12 protein-coding genes are annotated in these 16,040 nt (G+C 71.9%); 11 read left to right on the top strand and 1 reads right to left on the bottom strand.

Annotated features, from left to right (window positions below):
* Window positions 1–134 precede the first annotated feature (134 nt).
* Both ABZ495_RS19850 and ABZ495_RS19845 read left to right on the top strand, forming a co-directional pair.
* Window positions 135–1,493 (top strand): aspartate aminotransferase family protein, encoded by a 1,359-nt coding sequence (locus tag ABZ495_RS19850; RefSeq protein ID WP_359837186.1) that lies wholly within the window; start codon window positions 135–137, stop codon window positions 1,491–1,493.
* 140 nt (window positions 1,494–1,633) lie between these two features.
* Window positions 1,634–2,803, top strand: coding sequence for a spermidine/putrescine ABC transporter substrate-binding protein (locus ABZ495_RS19845; protein ID WP_329489790.1), 1,170 nt, complete (start codon window positions 1,634–1,636; stop codon window positions 2,801–2,803).
* Window positions 2,804–2,833: 30 nt separating this feature from the next.
* On the opposite strand, the gene ABZ495_RS19840 is transcribed toward ABZ495_RS19845, so the two are convergent.
* Window positions 2,834–4,486, bottom strand: coding sequence for a PucR family transcriptional regulator (locus tag ABZ495_RS19840; protein ID WP_329489791.1), 1,653 nt, complete (start codon window positions 4,484–4,486; stop codon window positions 2,834–2,836).
* Between the two features lie 422 nt (window positions 4,487–4,908).
* Here ABZ495_RS19840 and ABZ495_RS19835 point away from each other — a divergent pair, with 422 nt between their 5' ends.
* The 9 genes from ABZ495_RS19835 to ABZ495_RS19795 all read left to right on the top strand — a co-directional run bounded on the left by ABZ495_RS19835 (window position 4,909) and on the right by ABZ495_RS19795 (window position 15,569).
* Window positions 4,909–6,423, top strand: coding sequence for a gamma-aminobutyraldehyde dehydrogenase (locus ABZ495_RS19835; RefSeq protein ID WP_359807832.1), 1,515 nt, complete (start codon window positions 4,909–4,911; stop codon window positions 6,421–6,423).
* 62 nt (window positions 6,424–6,485) lie between these two features.
* A complete protein-coding gene (locus ABZ495_RS19830) occupies window positions 6,486–7,739 on the top strand; it encodes a spermidine/putrescine ABC transporter substrate-binding protein (protein WP_359807831.1) in 1,254 nt (417 codons plus the stop codon).
* A gap of 35 nt (window positions 7,740–7,774) precedes the next feature.
* Window positions 7,775–8,917 carry an ABC transporter ATP-binding protein gene (locus tag ABZ495_RS19825; RefSeq protein ID WP_359807830.1) on the top strand — a complete coding sequence of 381 codons (1,143 nt, stop codon included), beginning with the start codon at window positions 7,775–7,777 and terminating at the stop codon, window positions 8,915–8,917.
* The gene (locus ABZ495_RS19820; protein WP_352291681.1) at window positions 8,914–9,858 is read left to right on the top strand and encodes an ABC transporter permease; all 945 of its coding nucleotides are present in this window, start codon (window positions 8,914–8,916) and stop codon (window positions 9,856–9,858) included. Before ABZ495_RS19825 ends, ABZ495_RS19820 begins: the two co-directional genes overlap by 4 nt.
* A complete protein-coding gene (locus tag ABZ495_RS19815) occupies window positions 9,858–10,661 on the top strand; it encodes an ABC transporter permease (RefSeq protein ID WP_329489796.1) in 804 nt (267 codons plus the stop codon). The genes ABZ495_RS19820 and ABZ495_RS19815 overlap by 1 nt, the downstream gene beginning before the upstream one ends.
* Window positions 10,662–10,741: 80 nt before the next feature.
* Window positions 10,742–12,136 carry an FAD-dependent oxidoreductase gene (locus tag ABZ495_RS19810; RefSeq protein ID WP_359837184.1) on the top strand — a complete coding sequence of 465 codons (1,395 nt, stop codon included), beginning with the start codon at window positions 10,742–10,744 and terminating at the stop codon, window positions 12,134–12,136.
* A 245-nt stretch (window positions 12,137–12,381) separates the two neighbouring features.
* Window positions 12,382–12,813: a hypothetical protein gene (locus tag ABZ495_RS19805; RefSeq protein ID WP_359807829.1), complete on the top strand. Its 432-nt coding sequence runs from the start codon at window positions 12,382–12,384 to the stop codon at window positions 12,811–12,813.
* A gap of 81 nt (window positions 12,814–12,894) precedes the next feature.
* The gene (locus ABZ495_RS19800; RefSeq protein ID WP_359837181.1) at window positions 12,895–13,683 is read left to right on the top strand and encodes a hypothetical protein; all 789 of its coding nucleotides are present in this window, start codon (window positions 12,895–12,897) and stop codon (window positions 13,681–13,683) included.
* A 362-nt stretch (window positions 13,684–14,045) separates the two neighbouring features.
* Window positions 14,046–15,569 carry a CoA-acylating methylmalonate-semialdehyde dehydrogenase gene (locus ABZ495_RS19795; protein WP_329489800.1) on the top strand — a complete coding sequence of 508 codons (1,524 nt, stop codon included), beginning with the start codon at window positions 14,046–14,048 and terminating at the stop codon, window positions 15,567–15,569.
* The last annotated feature ends 471 nt before the right edge of the window (window positions 15,570–16,040 follow it).

Below are 16,040 nucleotides of genomic sequence, written 5' to 3'. Positions count from 1 at the left end.
CGGTCACGGGTCTGGCGGAGGGCCCGGGTCGGGAACGACCCGGGCCCTTCGCCTTGCCATCCTGTCGGCCGTTCGGGTGACCGCCTGACAGGATGAACCTGCACTTCGGCACCGCGACTCCCTAGCCTTGCCGCATGAGCATCCCCACCGCTGACTCAGCTGCCGGCCAGGCCGTCAAGGCCGCCGACCGCGCGCACGTCTTCCACTCGTGGTCCGCCCAGGCGCTGATCGACCCCCTCGCGGTGGCCGGCGCCGAGGGCTCGTACTTCTGGGACTACGACGGCAACCGCTACCTCGACTTCTCCTCGCAGCTGGTGAACACCAACATCGGGCACCAGCACCCGAAGGTGGTCGCCGCGATCCAGGAGCAGGCCGCGAAGCTCTGCACCATCGCCCCCGGCTTCGCCGTCGAGTCGCGCAGCGAGGCCGCCCGGCTGATCGCCGAGCGCACCCCCGGGGACCTCGACAAGATCTTCTTCACCAACGGCGGCGCCGAGGCCAACGAGAACGCCATCCGGCTGGCCCGGCTGCACACCGGGCGGCAGAAGGTCATGGCGACCTACCGCTCGTACCACGGCGCCACCGCCAACGCGATCGCCCTCACCGGCGACCCGCGCCGCTGGGCCAACGAGACCGGCGTCTCCGGTGTCGTGCACTTCTGGGGCCCGTACGCCTACCGCTCCAACTTCCACGCCGAGAACGAGGCGCAGGAGTGCGAGCGCGCGCTGGAGCACCTGGAGCAGGTGATCGCGTTCGAGGGCCCGGGCACGGTCGCGGCGATCATCCTGGAGACCGTGGTCGGCACCGCCGGCATCCTGATCCCGCCGCCGGGCTACCTGGCCGGGGTGCGCGAGATCTGCGACCGCTACGGCATCGTCCTCATCCTGGACGAGGTGATGGCCGGCTTCGGCCGCACCGGCGCCTGGTTCGCCGCCGACCACTGGGGCGTCACCCCGGACCTGCTGACCTTCGCCAAGGGCGTCAACTCCGGGTACGTCCCGCTCGGCGGGGTGGCGATCAGCGCGGAGATCGCCGCGACCTTCGCCGAGCGGCCGTTCCCCGGCGGGCTCACCTACTCGGGCCACCCGCTGGCCTGCGCCTCGGCCGTCGCCACCATCAACACGATGGCGGAGGAGGGCATCGTCGAGAACGCCGCACGGATCGGCGAGGACGTGATCGGCCCCGGTCTGCGCGAGCTGGCCGAGCGGCACCCCTCGATCGGCGAGGTCCGCGGCCTCGGCGTGTTCTGGGCGCTGGACCTGGTCAAGGACCGCGCCACCCGCGAGCCGCTGGTGCCGTACAACGCGGCCGGCCCCGCCAACGCGCTGATGGCCGAGCTGGCCGCCGCCTGCAAGAAGCGCGGGCTCTGGCCGTTCGTCAACATGAACCGCTTCCACGTCGTCCCGCCGTGCACCGTCACGGAGGAGGAGGCCAAGGCCGGTCTCGCCGTGCTCGACGAGGTGTTGTCGCTGACCGACGAGCACACCGTCTGACCGGCGGACCGTCCGACCAGTAGGCAGTCCGACCAGCACACAGTCCGGCGTGCACGTGGCCCGACGACGTATCAGACCCGACAGGACGGCCCCGGGTGCCCGCGTGCGCCCGGGGCCGTCCCACGCCCCGGAGGCCCACCTTGTCCCGCACCACCCTCACCCGCCGCGGCGTGCTCGGCACCGCCGGGCTGATCGGCGCCGGCGCCCTGACCGGCTGCGGCATCCCGTCCGCCTACGTGGCCGAGGACCACCGCTCCGCGCCCGACCGTTCGGGGAGCGAGAAGCGGCTGGCGTTCTCCAACTGGACGCAGTACATCGACGTCGACGACGACGGCAACCGGCCGACCCTGGACGCCTTCACCGAGCGGACCGGGATCAAGGTCACCTACACCGAGGACATCAACGACAACGACGAGTTCTTCGGGAAGATCGGCCCGGTCCTCACCCAGGGCAGCGACCCCGGCCGGGATCTCATGGTGGTCAGCGACTGGATGGCCGGGCGGTACGTCTCGCTCGGCTGGGTACAGGCGATGGACCGCGCCAACCTGCCCAACGTCACCGCCCAGCTCGATCCGCAGCTGGCGAACCCGGCCTTCGACCCCGGGCGCCGGCGCAGCGTGCCGTGGCAGTCCGGGATCACCGGCATCGCCTACAACCGCAAGGAGCTGGGCCGCGAAATCAGGTCGACCGCCGACCTCTGGGCCCCCGACCTCAAGGGCCGGGTCACCCTGTTCGCCGGGCTGGACGAGGCGCTCGGCCTGCTGATGCTCGGGTACGGCGCCGACATCGGGGCCTTCACCGAGGACGACGCGCACCGGGCGATGGACCTGGTCCAGAAGATGGTCGACGGCCGGCACATCCGCCGCTTCACCGGCAACGACTACACCAGCGACCTGGCCTCGGGGGCGGCGCTGGCCTGCCAGGCCTACTCCGGTGACGCCGTCCAGCTCACCGCCGAGAACCCGGACATCGCCTTCGTGGTGCCCGAGGAGGGCGGCGAGCTCTGGGCGGAGAGCCTGCTGATACCCAACCGGGCCGACCACAAGACCAACGCCGAGCTGCTCATCGACCACTACTACCGACCCGAGGTGGCCGCCGAGCTGGCCGCCGCCGTGCAGTACATCTGCCCGGTGCCGGCCGCCCGCGAGGTGCTGGCGGACAGCGGGGACAAGGAGAAGGCCGAGCTGGCGGAGCACCCGCTGCTGTTCCCGACCGACGAGATGCGGGCACGGCTGCACACCATGCGCGACGTCACCTCGGCCGAGCGTCCAGGCCTGCACAAGGTCTGGGGCCGCATCACCGGGGTCTAGCCGCAGGGGGCCGGCCGAGGGGGCCGCGGCTCAGCGGCGCACCGCGTCCAGCCCGAGCAGCGCGACGTGCAGCGAGAGGCAGGACTCCACCTGGTCGAGGTCGACGCCGAGGATCCGTTCGACCTTGTGCAGCCGGTCGTAGAAGGACGGCCGGGACAGGTGCGCGGCGTCGGCCGCCGCCGACTTGTTCCGGCCCTGCTCCAGGTAGATCCGCAGCATCTGCACCAACTGGGCGTTGTGCTCGGCGTCGTAGGCGAGCAGCGGGCCCAGCTCGCGCTCGACGTAGGTCTGCAGCCGGGCGTCGTCGCGCAGCAGGTGCAGCAGGCCGCGGAGCCGGACGTCGGGCAGCCGGTAGTACGCGGCCGCCCGGCCGCCGGGGGCGTCGTGCAGTGCGGCGTCGGCGACCTGGGTGGCCTCCAGCAGGGTGCGCCGGGCGTCGCGCACCGAGCCGACCGAGGAGCCGGCGGCGACCACCGGCGCCGGCGCGGGGGCGGCCTCCCGGTCGGCCTCCGCCGTCAGCCGGCGCAGCGCCGCGGCGAAGGCGTCCAGCGCGGCGTGCTCGTCCTGCTGGGCGGCGAGGGCGATCAGCACGCCGACGCCCTCGTCGTCCAGCGCGCCGACGAGCGCGGAGAGCCGGCAGCTCCGGATCGCGGTGGCCGCCAGCTCGGTGAAGTCCCGCAGCCTGGCCTGGGCCTCCAGGGCGGCCGGGATCGGTCCGCGCCGCTGCCGCAGGACCACCCCGACCAGCCGGCGGCCCTCCAGCGGCACGCCGAGGGCCTGGGCGCGCAGCGCCACCTCGGAGACGGTCAGGGCATGGGTGAGGATGCCGGAGAGCAGCGTGCGGTGGGTCTGCCGCTCCAGGCTCTCGCGGTCGCGCACCACCAACCGGTTGAGGGCGAGCGCGGAGGCGCCGCGCTCCAGCAGCATGGTGTGCGGGTGCGCGGTGCCCTCGGGCAGCGGCCCCGGGTCGGCGACCAGGACGAGCCGGCCCCAGTCCTGGCCGCGGGCGCCGACCGTGGTGACCAGCCAGCCGCTGCGCGGGTCGTGACCGGTACGGCCGGGCGGGCGGACCCCGCGCGAGCGGCGTTCCCAGTCCTCCAGCAGCTCGGTCTCGGGCCGGCCGGCGGTGTCGTGCGCCAGCACCTGGTGGGCGAGGTTCTCCAGCACCACCGGCCCGCCCGCCATCCGGGCCACCTGACGGACCACCTCGGCCGGCTCGGCGCCCTCCACCACCAGCTCGTTGAAGACCTGGTGGACCGCCTCCGAGGTGCGCAGCTGCTCCAGCTGGGCGTTCACCACCAGGGCGTGCACGGCCTCGGTGACGGCGACGAAGCGCAGCTCGCGGCGGAGCGCGATCAGCGGGAGACCGCGCTGCTCGGCGGCGTGCACCAGGGCGCGGGGCAGCGAGTCGAAGTAGCGCCGGCCGAACTCGATGACCAGGCCGGCCACGCCGACCTCGTCCAGCTCGCGCACGTACCGGGCCAGTCCCTCGCGGTCCTCGGGCAGCGCGATGCCGGTGGTCAGCACCAGCTCGCCGCCCTGGAGCACCCCGGCGACGTCGGGCAGTTCGCTGACGTGGACCCAGCGGACCGGGCGCTCCAGGTGGTCGGTGCCGGCGACGACCTGGGGGAGGCCGCGCCGCATCACCTCCAGGTCGAGCACACGGGCGACGGTGGGGAGCATCGCGGGCCTCCAGGGTTCAGAGTGTCAGGTAAATCATCGCGCGCGGCGACGAACTGTCGCCCTGACGGAACCCTTGCACCCTGTAAGGCCCTGCGCGGCTAGCTTTCCGGGGTGACCCTTGTCACGCCCCTGCGGCACCGGGCATGGTCAGCGGGTCGGCTGTGGCGAAAGACGACACAACCGCGGGAATCCGTCGCGTGACCGGAAAGCAACACCGGAATCCCTTGCCGGGGTCACGCCCGGCTGTCAGGATCGCGCATCCCGGTGACCGACCGGACCGGTTTCCCCCGCACCGAGGACGCGGCGACTCGACCAGTCGTACGACGCCGGTGCGGTCCCCCGCCCGCCGGCACCTGCACCATGGCGGATCAGGCGGTCTTTCGCCTTGCGGGCAGTCGAACCACCGGCACTTGGAGGAACAGATGGACCTGACCGACTTCGGCGCGGGCGCGCAGTACATCGCCGGCCGGCAGAGCCGGGGGAGCGGCGAGCCCTTCCAGGTCGTCAACCCGGCGGACGGCAGCGTGGTCGAGCAGATCTCCCTCGCCTCCGCCGAGCAGGTCGACGCCGCCGTGGCCGCCGCCCGCGCCGCGCTGCCCGAGTGGGCCGGCGCCACCCCGGGCGCCCGCTCGGAGGCGCTGACCAGGCTCGCCGCCGTGCTCACCGAGGCCGGCGCCGACCTCGCCCGGGTGGAGTCCGCGCAGACCGGCAAGCCGGTCAAGCTCTCCACCGAGTTCGACGTCCCCGGCACGATCGACAACGCCGCCTTCTTCGCGGGCGCCGCCCGCAACCTGGAGGGCAAGGCGGCCGGCGAGTACTCGGGGGACCACACCTCGTACGTGCGGCGCGAGCCGATCGGCGTGGTCGGCTCGATCTCGCCGTGGAACTACCCGCTCCAGATGGCCGCCTGGAAGATCCTCCCGGCGATCGCGGCGGGCAACACCATCGTCCTCAAGCCGGCCGAGCTGACCCCGCTGACCTCGGTGATGTTCGCCCGGGCCTGCACCGCGGCCGGCATCCCGGACGGCGTGGTCAACGTGGTCACCGGCGCCGGGCGCACCGCCGGCGAGCGCCTGGTCGCGCACCCGGACGTCGCGATGGTCTCCTTCACCGGCTCCACCCCGGTCGGCCGACGGGTCGCCGAACTCGCCACCGCGACCGTCAAGCGCACCCACCTGGAGCTGGGCGGCAAGGCCCCGTTCGTGGTCTTCGACGACGCCGACCTGGACGCCGCCGTGCACGGAGCGGTCGCCGCCTCGCTGATCAACAGCGGCCAGGACTGCACCGCCGCCACCCGCGCGTACGTGCAGCGGCCGCTCTACGACGCCTTCGTGGCGGGCGTCGCCGACCTCTACCGCACGATCCGGCTCGGCGACCCGCTGGACCAGCGGACCGACCTCGGCCCGCTGGTCTCCCACACCCACCGCGACCGGGTGGCCGGCTTCGTCGAGCGGGCCCGCGGCTACGGCGCCACCGTCGTCACCGGCGGACACGCCCCCGAGAAGGGCCACGACGGCACCGACCTCACCCGCGGCGCCTACTACCTGCCGACCCTCGTCACCGACGCGGCGCAGGACAGCGAGATCGTCCAGGGCGAGATCTTCGGCCCGGTCCTGGTCGTGCTGCCCTTCGACGGCGACGACGAGGGGCTGCGGCTGGCCAACGACACCCCGTACGGCCTGGCCGCCTCGGCGTGGACGAGCAACGTGCACCGTTCGCTGCGCGCCACCCGGGAGATCGCGGCGGGCTGCGTCTGGGTCAACGACCACATCCCGATCATCAGCGAGATGCCGCACGGCGGCTACAAGTCCTCCGGTTACGGCAAGGACATGTCGCAGTACTCGCTGGACGAGTACACGCAGGTCAAGCACGTCATGTTCGACACCACGGCGGTGGCCCGCAAGGACTGGCACCGCACCGTCTTCGGAGACAGATAACCCCTCCCAGGGGCGTTCCCCCACCGCCCCGACCCGACCTCTCCCCCCAGGAGGCCCGTTCCATGGTGTTCAACGAGCTCACCGACGGTCTGCCCGAACCGGTCCGCAGGGCCTGGGAACGCAGTCTGACCAGTGGCCGGGCCGCCGTCGGCAGGCGGACCCTGCTGCGCGCCGCCGCCCTCACCGCCGGTGCGGGCACGCTGGCCGCCTGCGGCATCCCGGCGGCGGGCACCGCCGGCACCGGGGACTCCACCGCGAACGCCGCCCCCGACCTGTCGGAGGGCGAGCGGGAGGTGAGCTTCTCCAACTGGCCGCTCTACATCGACACCGACGAGAACGACCAGGAGAAGCACGGCTCGCTGGAGGCCTTCACCGCGGCCACCGGGATCAGGGTCAAGTACGCCGAGGACATCAACGACAACGTCGAGTTCTTCGGCAAGGTCAAGCCACAGCTCGCGGCCGGCCAGGACACCGGCCGCGACCTGATGGTGCTCACCGACTGGATGGCCGCCCGGCTGATCCGGCTCGGCTGGGCGCAGAAGCTCACCCCGGCCAACGTCACCACCGCGATCACCAACGTGGACTCCCGCTTCCGCGCCCCCGACTGGGACCCGGGCCGGCTCTACTCCTACCCGTGGGCCGGCATCCAGGTCGTGATCGCGTACAACCGGAAGGCGACCAGGGGCAAGGAGGTCACCAGCGTCGCCCAGCTGCTGGAGGACCAGGACCTCAAGGGCCGGGTCACCTTCCTCTCCGAGATGCGCGACAGCGTCGGGATGACCCTGCTGGACATGGGCAAGGACCCGGCGAAGTTCACCGCCGACGACTACGACGCGGCGATCGCCCGGCTGCAGAAGGCGGTGGACGGCAAGCAGATCCGCCGCTTCACCGGCAACGACTACGGCCAGGAGCTCTCCTCCGGGGACATCGCGGCCTGCGTCGCCTGGGGCGGTGACCTGATCCAACTCCGCGCCGACAACCCGGACATCGAGTTCGTCGTCCCGGAGCAGGGCTTCGTCTACGGGACCGACAACATGCTCGTCCCGGCCAAGGCCCGGCACAAGGCCAACGCCGAGAAGTTGATCGACTTCTACTATCAGCCCAAGATCGCGGCGCAGCTGGCCGCGGGCATCGGCTACGTCTCCGCCGTCACCGGGATGGAGAAGGAGCTCGCGGCCATCGCCCCGGACACCGCGGCCAACCCGCTGGTCGTCCCCACCCCCGAGATGGCGGCGAAGGCGCACGTGTTCCGCAGCCTGACCGAGGCCGAGGAGAGCTCCTTCGAGGAGAAGTTCTCCAAGCTCATCGGCGCCTGACCCCCTGACGGCAGAGAACCAGAGAGACACCACCCATGACAGAGCAGCTGCGCTCCGCGGCCACCGGTGGCGACGTCCGCCTCACCGGCATCGGCAAGACCTACGGCGCCTTCACCGCCGTCCACCCGCTCGACCTGACCGTCCCGCAGGGCTCCTTCTTCGCCCTGCTCGGCGCCTCCGGCTGCGGCAAGACCACCACCCTGCGCATGATCGCCGGGCTGGAGGAGCCCACCAGCGGCACCGTCCTGATCGGCGGCCAGGACGTCACCGCCCTGCCCCCGTACAAGCGCCCGGTGAACACCGTCTTCCAGAGCTACGCTCTCTTCCCGCACCTCGACATCTTCGAGAACGTCGCCTTCGGCCTGCGCCGGCGCGGCAAGAAGGACGTCAAGAAGCAGGTCGACGACATGCTGGAGCTGGTGGAGCTCGGCCAGTACGCCCGCCGCAAGCCGCACCAGCTCTCCGGCGGCCAGCAGCAGCGCGTCGCCGTCGCCCGCGCCCTGATCAACCACCCCCAGGTGCTCCTCCTCGACGAACCGCTCGGCGCCCTCGACCTCAAGCTCCGCCGCCAGATGCAGCTGGAGCTCAAGCGGATCCAGACCGAGGTCGGCATCACCTTCGTCCACGTCACCCACGACCAGGAGGAGGCCATGACGATGGCCGACACCATCGCGGTGATGAACGGCGGCCGGGTCGAGCAGCTCGGCGCCCCCGCCGAGCTCTACGAGAACCCCGCCACCACCTTCGTGGCCAACTTCCTCGGCCAGTCCAACCTGCTGCCCGCCGACGTGACCGGGCAGCAGGGCGGCGACCTCCTGCTCAGCGCCGCCGGCGCCCGGCTCTCCGTGCCGAAGGCCCGGTGCGCCGCCGACGCGAGGAAGGTCCACCTCGGCGTCCGGCCGGAGAAGATCACCATCGAGCACTCCTCCGCCGAGGTCGCCGCCGGCCGCAACCGGCTGGGCGGCACCGTGGTCGACTCCAGTTTCATCGGCGTCTCCACCCAGTACCTGGTGCGCACCGACGGCGGCCAGGAGGTGACCGTCTTCGAGCAGAACATGGAGCGCGACACCCGGATCGTCCCCGGTGCTCCGGTCGTCCTGCACTGGAACCCGGCGCACTCCTTCGCCCTGGACGCCGCCCAGGCGATCGACGCGGGCACCGGGGAGGAGGCGGCATGACCACCACCACCGCCGTGGCGCCGCCGCAGGCCGTACCCCCCGACGGCGGCCCGCTGCCCGGACCGGCCGCGCGGCCCAGGCGAAAGCTCACCCCGTACTGGCTGCTGCTGCCGGGCATAGCCTGGCTGGTCGTCTTCTTCGCGGTGCCGATGGTCTACCAGGCCTCCACCTCGCTGCAGACCGGCTCGCTGGAGAGCGGCTTCAAGGTCACCTGGCACGTCGCCACCTACTGGGACGCCCTGGTCGAGTACCGCTGGCACTTCGTCCGCTCGTTCGGCTACGCGGCCACCGCCACGCTGTTCTGCCTGGCCATCGGCTACCCGCTCGCCTACACGATCGCCTTCAAGGCGAGCAAGCGCTGGCGCAACGTCATCCTGATCCTGGTGATCGCGCCGTTCTTCACCAGCTTCCTGATCCGCACGCTGGCCTGGAAGACGATCCTCTCGGACGGCGGCCCGGTGGTCGGCGCGCTCAACGCGCTGCACGTCCTGGACCTGACCAGCGCCGTCGGCCTCACCTCCGGTGACCGGGTGCTGGCCACGCCGCTCGCGGTGGTGTGCGGCCTGACCTACAACTTCCTCCCGTTCATGATCCTGCCGCTCTACACCTCGCTGGAGCGGATCGACCCGCGCCTGCACGAGGCGGCCGGAGACCTGTACGCCCGCCCGTTCACGACCTTCCGCAAGGTGACCTTCCCGATCTCGCTGCCCGGCGTGGTCGCGGGCACGCTGCTCACCTTCATCCCGGCCTCCGGCGACTACATCAACGCCCAGCTGCTGGGCTCGCCGAGCGAGCAGATGGTCGGCAACGGCATCCAGAAGCAGTTCCTCAACGTGCTCGACTACCCCACCGCGGCAGCGCTGAGCTTCATCCTGATGGCCCTGATCCTGGGGATGGTGACGGTCTACATGCGCAAGGCCGGGACGGAGGAACTGGTCTGATGTCCCGAGTGATCAAGTGGATCCGGGCCCACCTGGTGGTACTGGCCGGCCTGCTGGCCCTGGCCTACCTGGTGCTGCCCAACCTGGTGGTCCTGGCCTTCTCGTTCAACAAGCCGGTCGGCAAGTTCAACTACGAGTGGTCCGAGTTCTCCACCGACGCCTGGACCGATCCCTGCGGTGTGGCCGACATGTGCCAGTCGCTGTCGCTGAGCCTGGAGGTCGCGGTGCTCGCGACCGTCGGCGCCACCGTGCTCGGCACCATGGTCGCCTTCGCGCTGGCCCGCTACCGCTTCCGCGGCCGCTCCGCCACCACCGCGATGATCTTCCTGCCGATGGCCATGCCGGAGGTGGTGATGGCCGCCTCGCTCGGCACGCTCTTCCTCAACATGCGGATCCCGTTCGGCTTCACCACGATCCTGATCGCGCACATCATGTTCTGCCTGAGCTTCGTGGTGACGGCGGTCAAGGCGCGGGTGATGAGCATGGACCCGAGGCTCGAACAGGCCGCCCAGGACCTCTACGCGACCCCGACCCAGACCTTCCTGCGGGTCACCCTGCCGCTGGTCGCCCCCGGCATCGCCGCCGGCGCGCTGCTCAGCTTCGCGCTCTCCTTCGACGACTTCATCATCACCCAGTTCAACTCGGGCCCGACCACGGTCACCTTCCCGATGTTCGTCTGGGGCGCCTCGCAGCGCGGCATCCCGGTGCAGGTGAACGTCATCGGCACCGCGATGTTCATCGCCGCGGTGGTGCTGACCGTCGCCGGTCAGTGGCTCGGGAACCGCCGGAAGGCCACCGCCTGACCGGCACCGCCGGCGCCCCCGACGTAGCGTCGGGAGCGGCCGACAACCATCATCGATGTGCAGAAAGTGGCTGATAATGCATGGACTCCGCCCGCGCGCTCAGTGACGCCAGGCCCACCCCCTTCTGGCTGGAGGACCCGGGCCGGCCGGCGGCGCTGCCCGCCCTCGTCGGCGACACCACCTGCGACCTGCTGGTCGTCGGCGGCGGATACTCCGGCCTCTGGACCGCCCTCGTCGCCAAGGAGCGCGACCCCTCCCTGGACGTCGTCCTGGTCGAGGGCAACGAGGTGGGGTGGGCCGCGTCCGGGCGCAACGGCGGATTCTGCGCGGCCAGCCTGACCCACGGTTTCGGCAACGGGCTGCAGCGCTGGCCCGCCGAACTCGCCCAGCTCGAACGCCTCGGCGCGGCCAACCTGGACGGCATCGAGGCGACCATCGCGCGCTACGGGATCGACGCCGAGTGGGAGCGCACCGGCGAGATCGACGTCGCCACCCAGCCCCACCAGCTCGCCGAGCTGCAGGAGGTCGCCGAGGCGGTCGCCGAGTACGGACTCGACATCACCGTGCTCGACCGCGACGAGCTGCGGGCCGAGGTCGACTCGCCGACCTTCCTCGGCGGGCTCTGGGACAAGGAGGGCGTGGCGATGGTCCACCCCGCCAAACTCGCCTGGGGCCTCAAGGACGCCTGCCTCTCCCAGGGCGTGCGGATCTTCGAGCACACCCGGGCGACGGACCTCAGGGAGCACGGCGGCGGCATGGCCGTCCGCACCCCGTACGGACGGGTCTTCGCCCGCCGGGTCGCGCTCGGCACCAACGTCTTCCCGTCGCTGGTCAAGCGGGTCCGCCCGTTCGTCGTCCCGGTGTACGACTACGCGCTGATGACCGAGCCGCTCAGCGCCGAGCAGCTCGCCGCGATCGGCTGGAAGGCGCGACAGGGGCTCGGCGACAGCGCCAACAAGTTCCACTACTTCCGGCTCTCCGCCGACAACCGCATCCTCTGGGGCGGCTACGACGCCGTCTACCACTACGGCGGACACGTCCGGCACGAGTACGACCAGCGGCCGGAGACCTTCCGAACCCTGGCGCACAACTTCTTCCGCTGCTTCCCGCAGCTGGAGGGGCTGCGCTTCACCCACGCCTGGGGCGGCGCGATCGACACCTGCAGCCGGTTCTCGGCGTTCTTCGACACCGCCCACCGCGGCCGGGTCGCCTACGCCGCCGGGTACACCGGCCTGGGGGTGGGCGCCACCCGGTTCGGCGCCGAGGTGATGCTCGACCTGCTGGCCGGGGAGCGCACCGAGCGCACCTCGCTGGAGATGGTCCGCTCCAAGCCGCTGCCGTTCCCGCCCGAGCCGGTGCGCTGGGCCGGCATCGAGCTCACCACCCGCTCGCTGGAGCGCGCCGACCGGACCGGTGGGCACCGCAACCTCTGGCTGCGCACCCTCGACCGGATGGGGCTGGGCTTCGACAGCTGAGCGGCCGCCCCGACGGCCTTTCGCGCCGATCACCGGCTGATCCGGTGATCGGCGCGGAGGATCCGGCGAGCCGAGCCGAGCCGAGCTGATCCGAGCCGAGCTGATCCGAGCCGATCCATCCGTTCGGCGAGGTGATCGCGCTATCCGTGTAAGAGAGACCCGCCGTCCGCCTCTCGTTGGTGACGGCGGGTCTCGGTTTCCCGCCGCGCCACGATCAGCAGCGCGCTGAGAAACGGGGACAGGACATGGAGAGCACCGGACTGCACTGGCTCGCCCAGGCGGCGCCGGACCCGGACGCCTTCCGGGAACAGTGGGAACGCAGCGGCCTGGGCCTGATGCTGCTGCCGGCCGGCCGGCGCTGGGACGTCCTCTCGGTACCCGGCCGGCTCGGCCGTCCCGTCATCGACATCCTCGACTCCCGATCCTGCGGGCCGGTCCTCGGCGACTCCGCCGGCGAGAGCGTCGGCTTCCTCGTCCCCGTCGGCACGGCCGCGCGCTGGGTCGGGACGGGCGTCCGGTGCGCCGGCGAAGGCACCTGGATCGTCGTACCGCACCCCGAACGGCGCAACCGCGGCGTGCGCTGGCTCGTCCCGCCGGACGGCTCCGGGCGGCTCAACGACCCGGTCGTGCTGGAACTCGCCCTGCACGAGGCCGCCGCCCGGCTCAGCGACTGGTGACGCCGCCGCGGCGCCGGAGCCGGGGCGGCCGACCGGACGCGGCCCGGCGCACGGCCCGGGCGGCCGCGCCAGACTGGGAGGATGACCACCGCCCCGGACGCCGTCGACCCCTTCCTCCGCCCCGGCCGGTCGCAGTTGCGGCTCGCCGAGCCGGCCCGGCCCGTCTGCGACCGGCTCGGGCTCGCGCTCGCCGGTGGGCACGCGCTGCGCGCCCACGGGGTGCCGGCCTGCGCCCAGGACGGGCTGACCCTGGTGGCCGACGGCGGCACCGATCTGCCGCAGGCCGCCGCCGAGCTGGCCGCCGCCTACCGGGCGGCGGGCGGCGGGGTGGCCGAGCGCCCGGGCACCCCACGCCTGGAACAGCTGTCCGTCCGGCTGACGCTCGGCGGGCGGTCGCACACGGTGGAGCTGCGCAAGGAGCCACTGGGCCACCGCCCGGTCCGCCTCGACCTCGGCGCGCCGGCGGCCGGCGAGCCCCCGCTGACGATGACCGTCGTCGCCCTGGAGGACGCGGCCGGACTCGCCACCGCGCTGCTCGCCGACCGGGGCCTGCCCCGGGACCTGCTCGACGTGCACGCCCTGACCGCCTGGTACCGGGAGGGGGAGCTGCTCGCGCTGGCCACCGCGCTGGACGCGGACTTCCAGCCCGCCGTCCTCGCCGACCGGCTGGAGACGCTGGCCGACGCCGCCGACGGACGGTTCCGGGCCCGGGGAGCGGCGGGCGGTGCGGTGGCCGGGCTGAAGCGGTGGGCGCTGGCGTGGTCGCAGGACCTCCGCCTCGACCTGCTGGAGACCCAGGAGGCCGCGGACGGATTGCACGATCCGTACCTGGAGGCCGTCGAGGCCCAGGAGGACCCGGAGGTCGAGTAGGACGTCGAGGCCCTGGGGGACCGGGGAAACCGGGAGGACCGGGGGCTCAGGAAGGACACCGGCGAGGCGGCACCGGTCGAGGACGCGGCGGGAGCGCGGTCGGCCGGTGCCCGGGAGGAGGCGGACGGGGCGACGGGGTCCGGTGGGGCCTGAGCTTCGCCCGTCCGGCCGATACGGCCGACGACCTGTAAGGCTGAATCCCGGATCCCCGTCAGCCTGTTCGTTGAGGCGGGCGGTGACGGCCAGCAGACTGGTGATGAGCGCGGTAGCCCCGTGATCCCGTCGCCCGGCCCTCTCGCGGGCGGCGCCACACAAGGGACCGGCGGCAGGACGCCGCCCGGGACTTCGGAGGCAGACGGACCATGAGCAAGCACATCATTCACTGGATCGGTGGCCGGCCGGTCGCCACCGCCGGCGCCGCACCCCGCCGCGGTGACCTCTTCGACCCGGCCACCGGCCAGGTCTCGGGTCACGTCGACTTCGCCGGGATCGACGAGGTCGACCAGGCGGTGGCCGCCGCCGCCTCGGCCTTCGTCGAGTGGCGCAACGCCTCGATCGCCAAGCGCACCACGGTGCTCTTCAACTTCCGCGAGCTGCTCAACGCCCGCCGGGACGAGCTGGCCGCGATCATCGTCGCCGAGCACGGCAAGGTGCACTCCGACGCGCTCGGCGAGATCGCCCGTGGCCTGGAGGTCGTCGAGTACGCCTGCGGCATCCCGCAGCTCGTCAAGGGCGGCTTCACCGAGCAGGCGTCCACCGGCATCGACGTCTACTCGATCCGCCAGCCGCTCGGCCCGGTGGCCGTCATCTCGCCGTTCAACTTCCCGGCGATGGTGCCGATGTGGTTCTTCCCGATCGCGATCGCGGCCGGCAACACCGTCGTCCTGAAGCCGTCCGAGAAGGACCCGTCCGCCGCCAACTTCCTGGCCGAGCTGTGGAAGGAGGCCGGGCTGCCGGACGGCGTGTTCAACGTCGTGCACGGTGACAAGGTCTCCGTCGACCGCCTGCTGGAGCACCCCGACATCAAGTCGGTCAGCTTCGTCGGCTCCACCCCGATCGCCCGCTACGTCTACGAGACCGGCACCCGCTATGGCAAGCGCGTGCAGGCGCTCGGCGGCGCCAAGAACCACATGCTCGTCCTGCCGGACGCCGACCTGGACCTCAGCGCCGACGCGGCCATCAACGCCGGCTTCGGCGCGGCCGGCGAGCGCTGCATGGCCATCTCGGTGCTGGTCGCCGTCGACCCGATCGGCGACGAGCTGGTCGACAAGATCAAGCAGCGGATCGCCAACCTGAAGGTCGGCCCGGGCTGCAACGGCGACTCCGAGATGGGCCCGCTGGTCACCGGCCAGCACCGGGACAAGGTCACCTCCTACGTCGAGTCCGGTGTCGCCGACGGCGCCGAGCTCGCGGTCGACGGCCGCAAGCACCCGATCACCGCCGAGGACCGCAACGGCGCGCCGACCTCGGACGGCTTCTGGCTCGGCCCCACCCTGTTCGACCACGTCAAGCCCGGCATGTCCGTCTACAACGACGAGATCTTCGGCCCGGTGCTGTCGGTCGTGCGGGTCTCCTCCTACGAGGAGGGCGTGGCGCTCATCAACGCCAACCCCTACGGCAACGGCACCGCCATCTTCACCAACGACGGCGGTGCGGCCCGGCGCTTCCAGTACGAGGTGGAGGTCGGCATGGTCGGCATCAACGTGCCGATCCCGGTGCCGGTCGCCTACTACTCCTTCGGCGGCTGGAAGTCCTCGCTCTTCGGCGACGCCCACGCGTACGGTCCGGACGGCGTGCAGTTCTTCACCCGCGGCAAGGCCGTCACCCAGCGCTGGCTGGACCCCTCGCACGGCGGCATCAACCTCGGGTTCCCGACCAACAGCTGAGCCCCCGCCGCACTGCCGCCGCCGGCCGGACCCCTCTCCCCGGGGTCCGGCCGGCGGCTGTTTGCATCGCCCGGCCCGGCGGCGTAGTGTTCTCTAGTCGCTCGGCTGGGAGCACCGGACACGTGTCTACGCGGACGGTCCCGGAGCGGCCAATCCCTTGAAACATCACTTCCCGGTTCGGGCTGGGTTGTGCTTTGTCATTTCGACGGCAGGCACGGCTCATGCCTTATTCGGTGTGCCTGTTTATATGGATTGCGGCCGGATTCGCCTTTCGGGGCGGGGATCGGCTAGAGTTTGAAACGTCGGACAGGGCGTCAAGCCCGAGAAGACGCCAGCGAGTTGGATGAACGAAGCGCCGGAAACGGAGCGGAAAACATCTGGTAAGCTGGAAACACGAAAGAACGAAGCGCCCGGAGGGCCCGCTGGAAGGCGGTCCGAAGGAAGTGTCCGTTCCTTGAGAACTCAACAGCG

This window comes from Kitasatospora sp. NPDC005748, from assembly GCF_040630735.1.
Classification (GTDB): domain Bacteria; phylum Actinomycetota; class Actinomycetes; order Streptomycetales; family Streptomycetaceae; genus Kitasatospora.
This window is presented reverse-complemented; position numbering and strand designations above follow the sequence as displayed.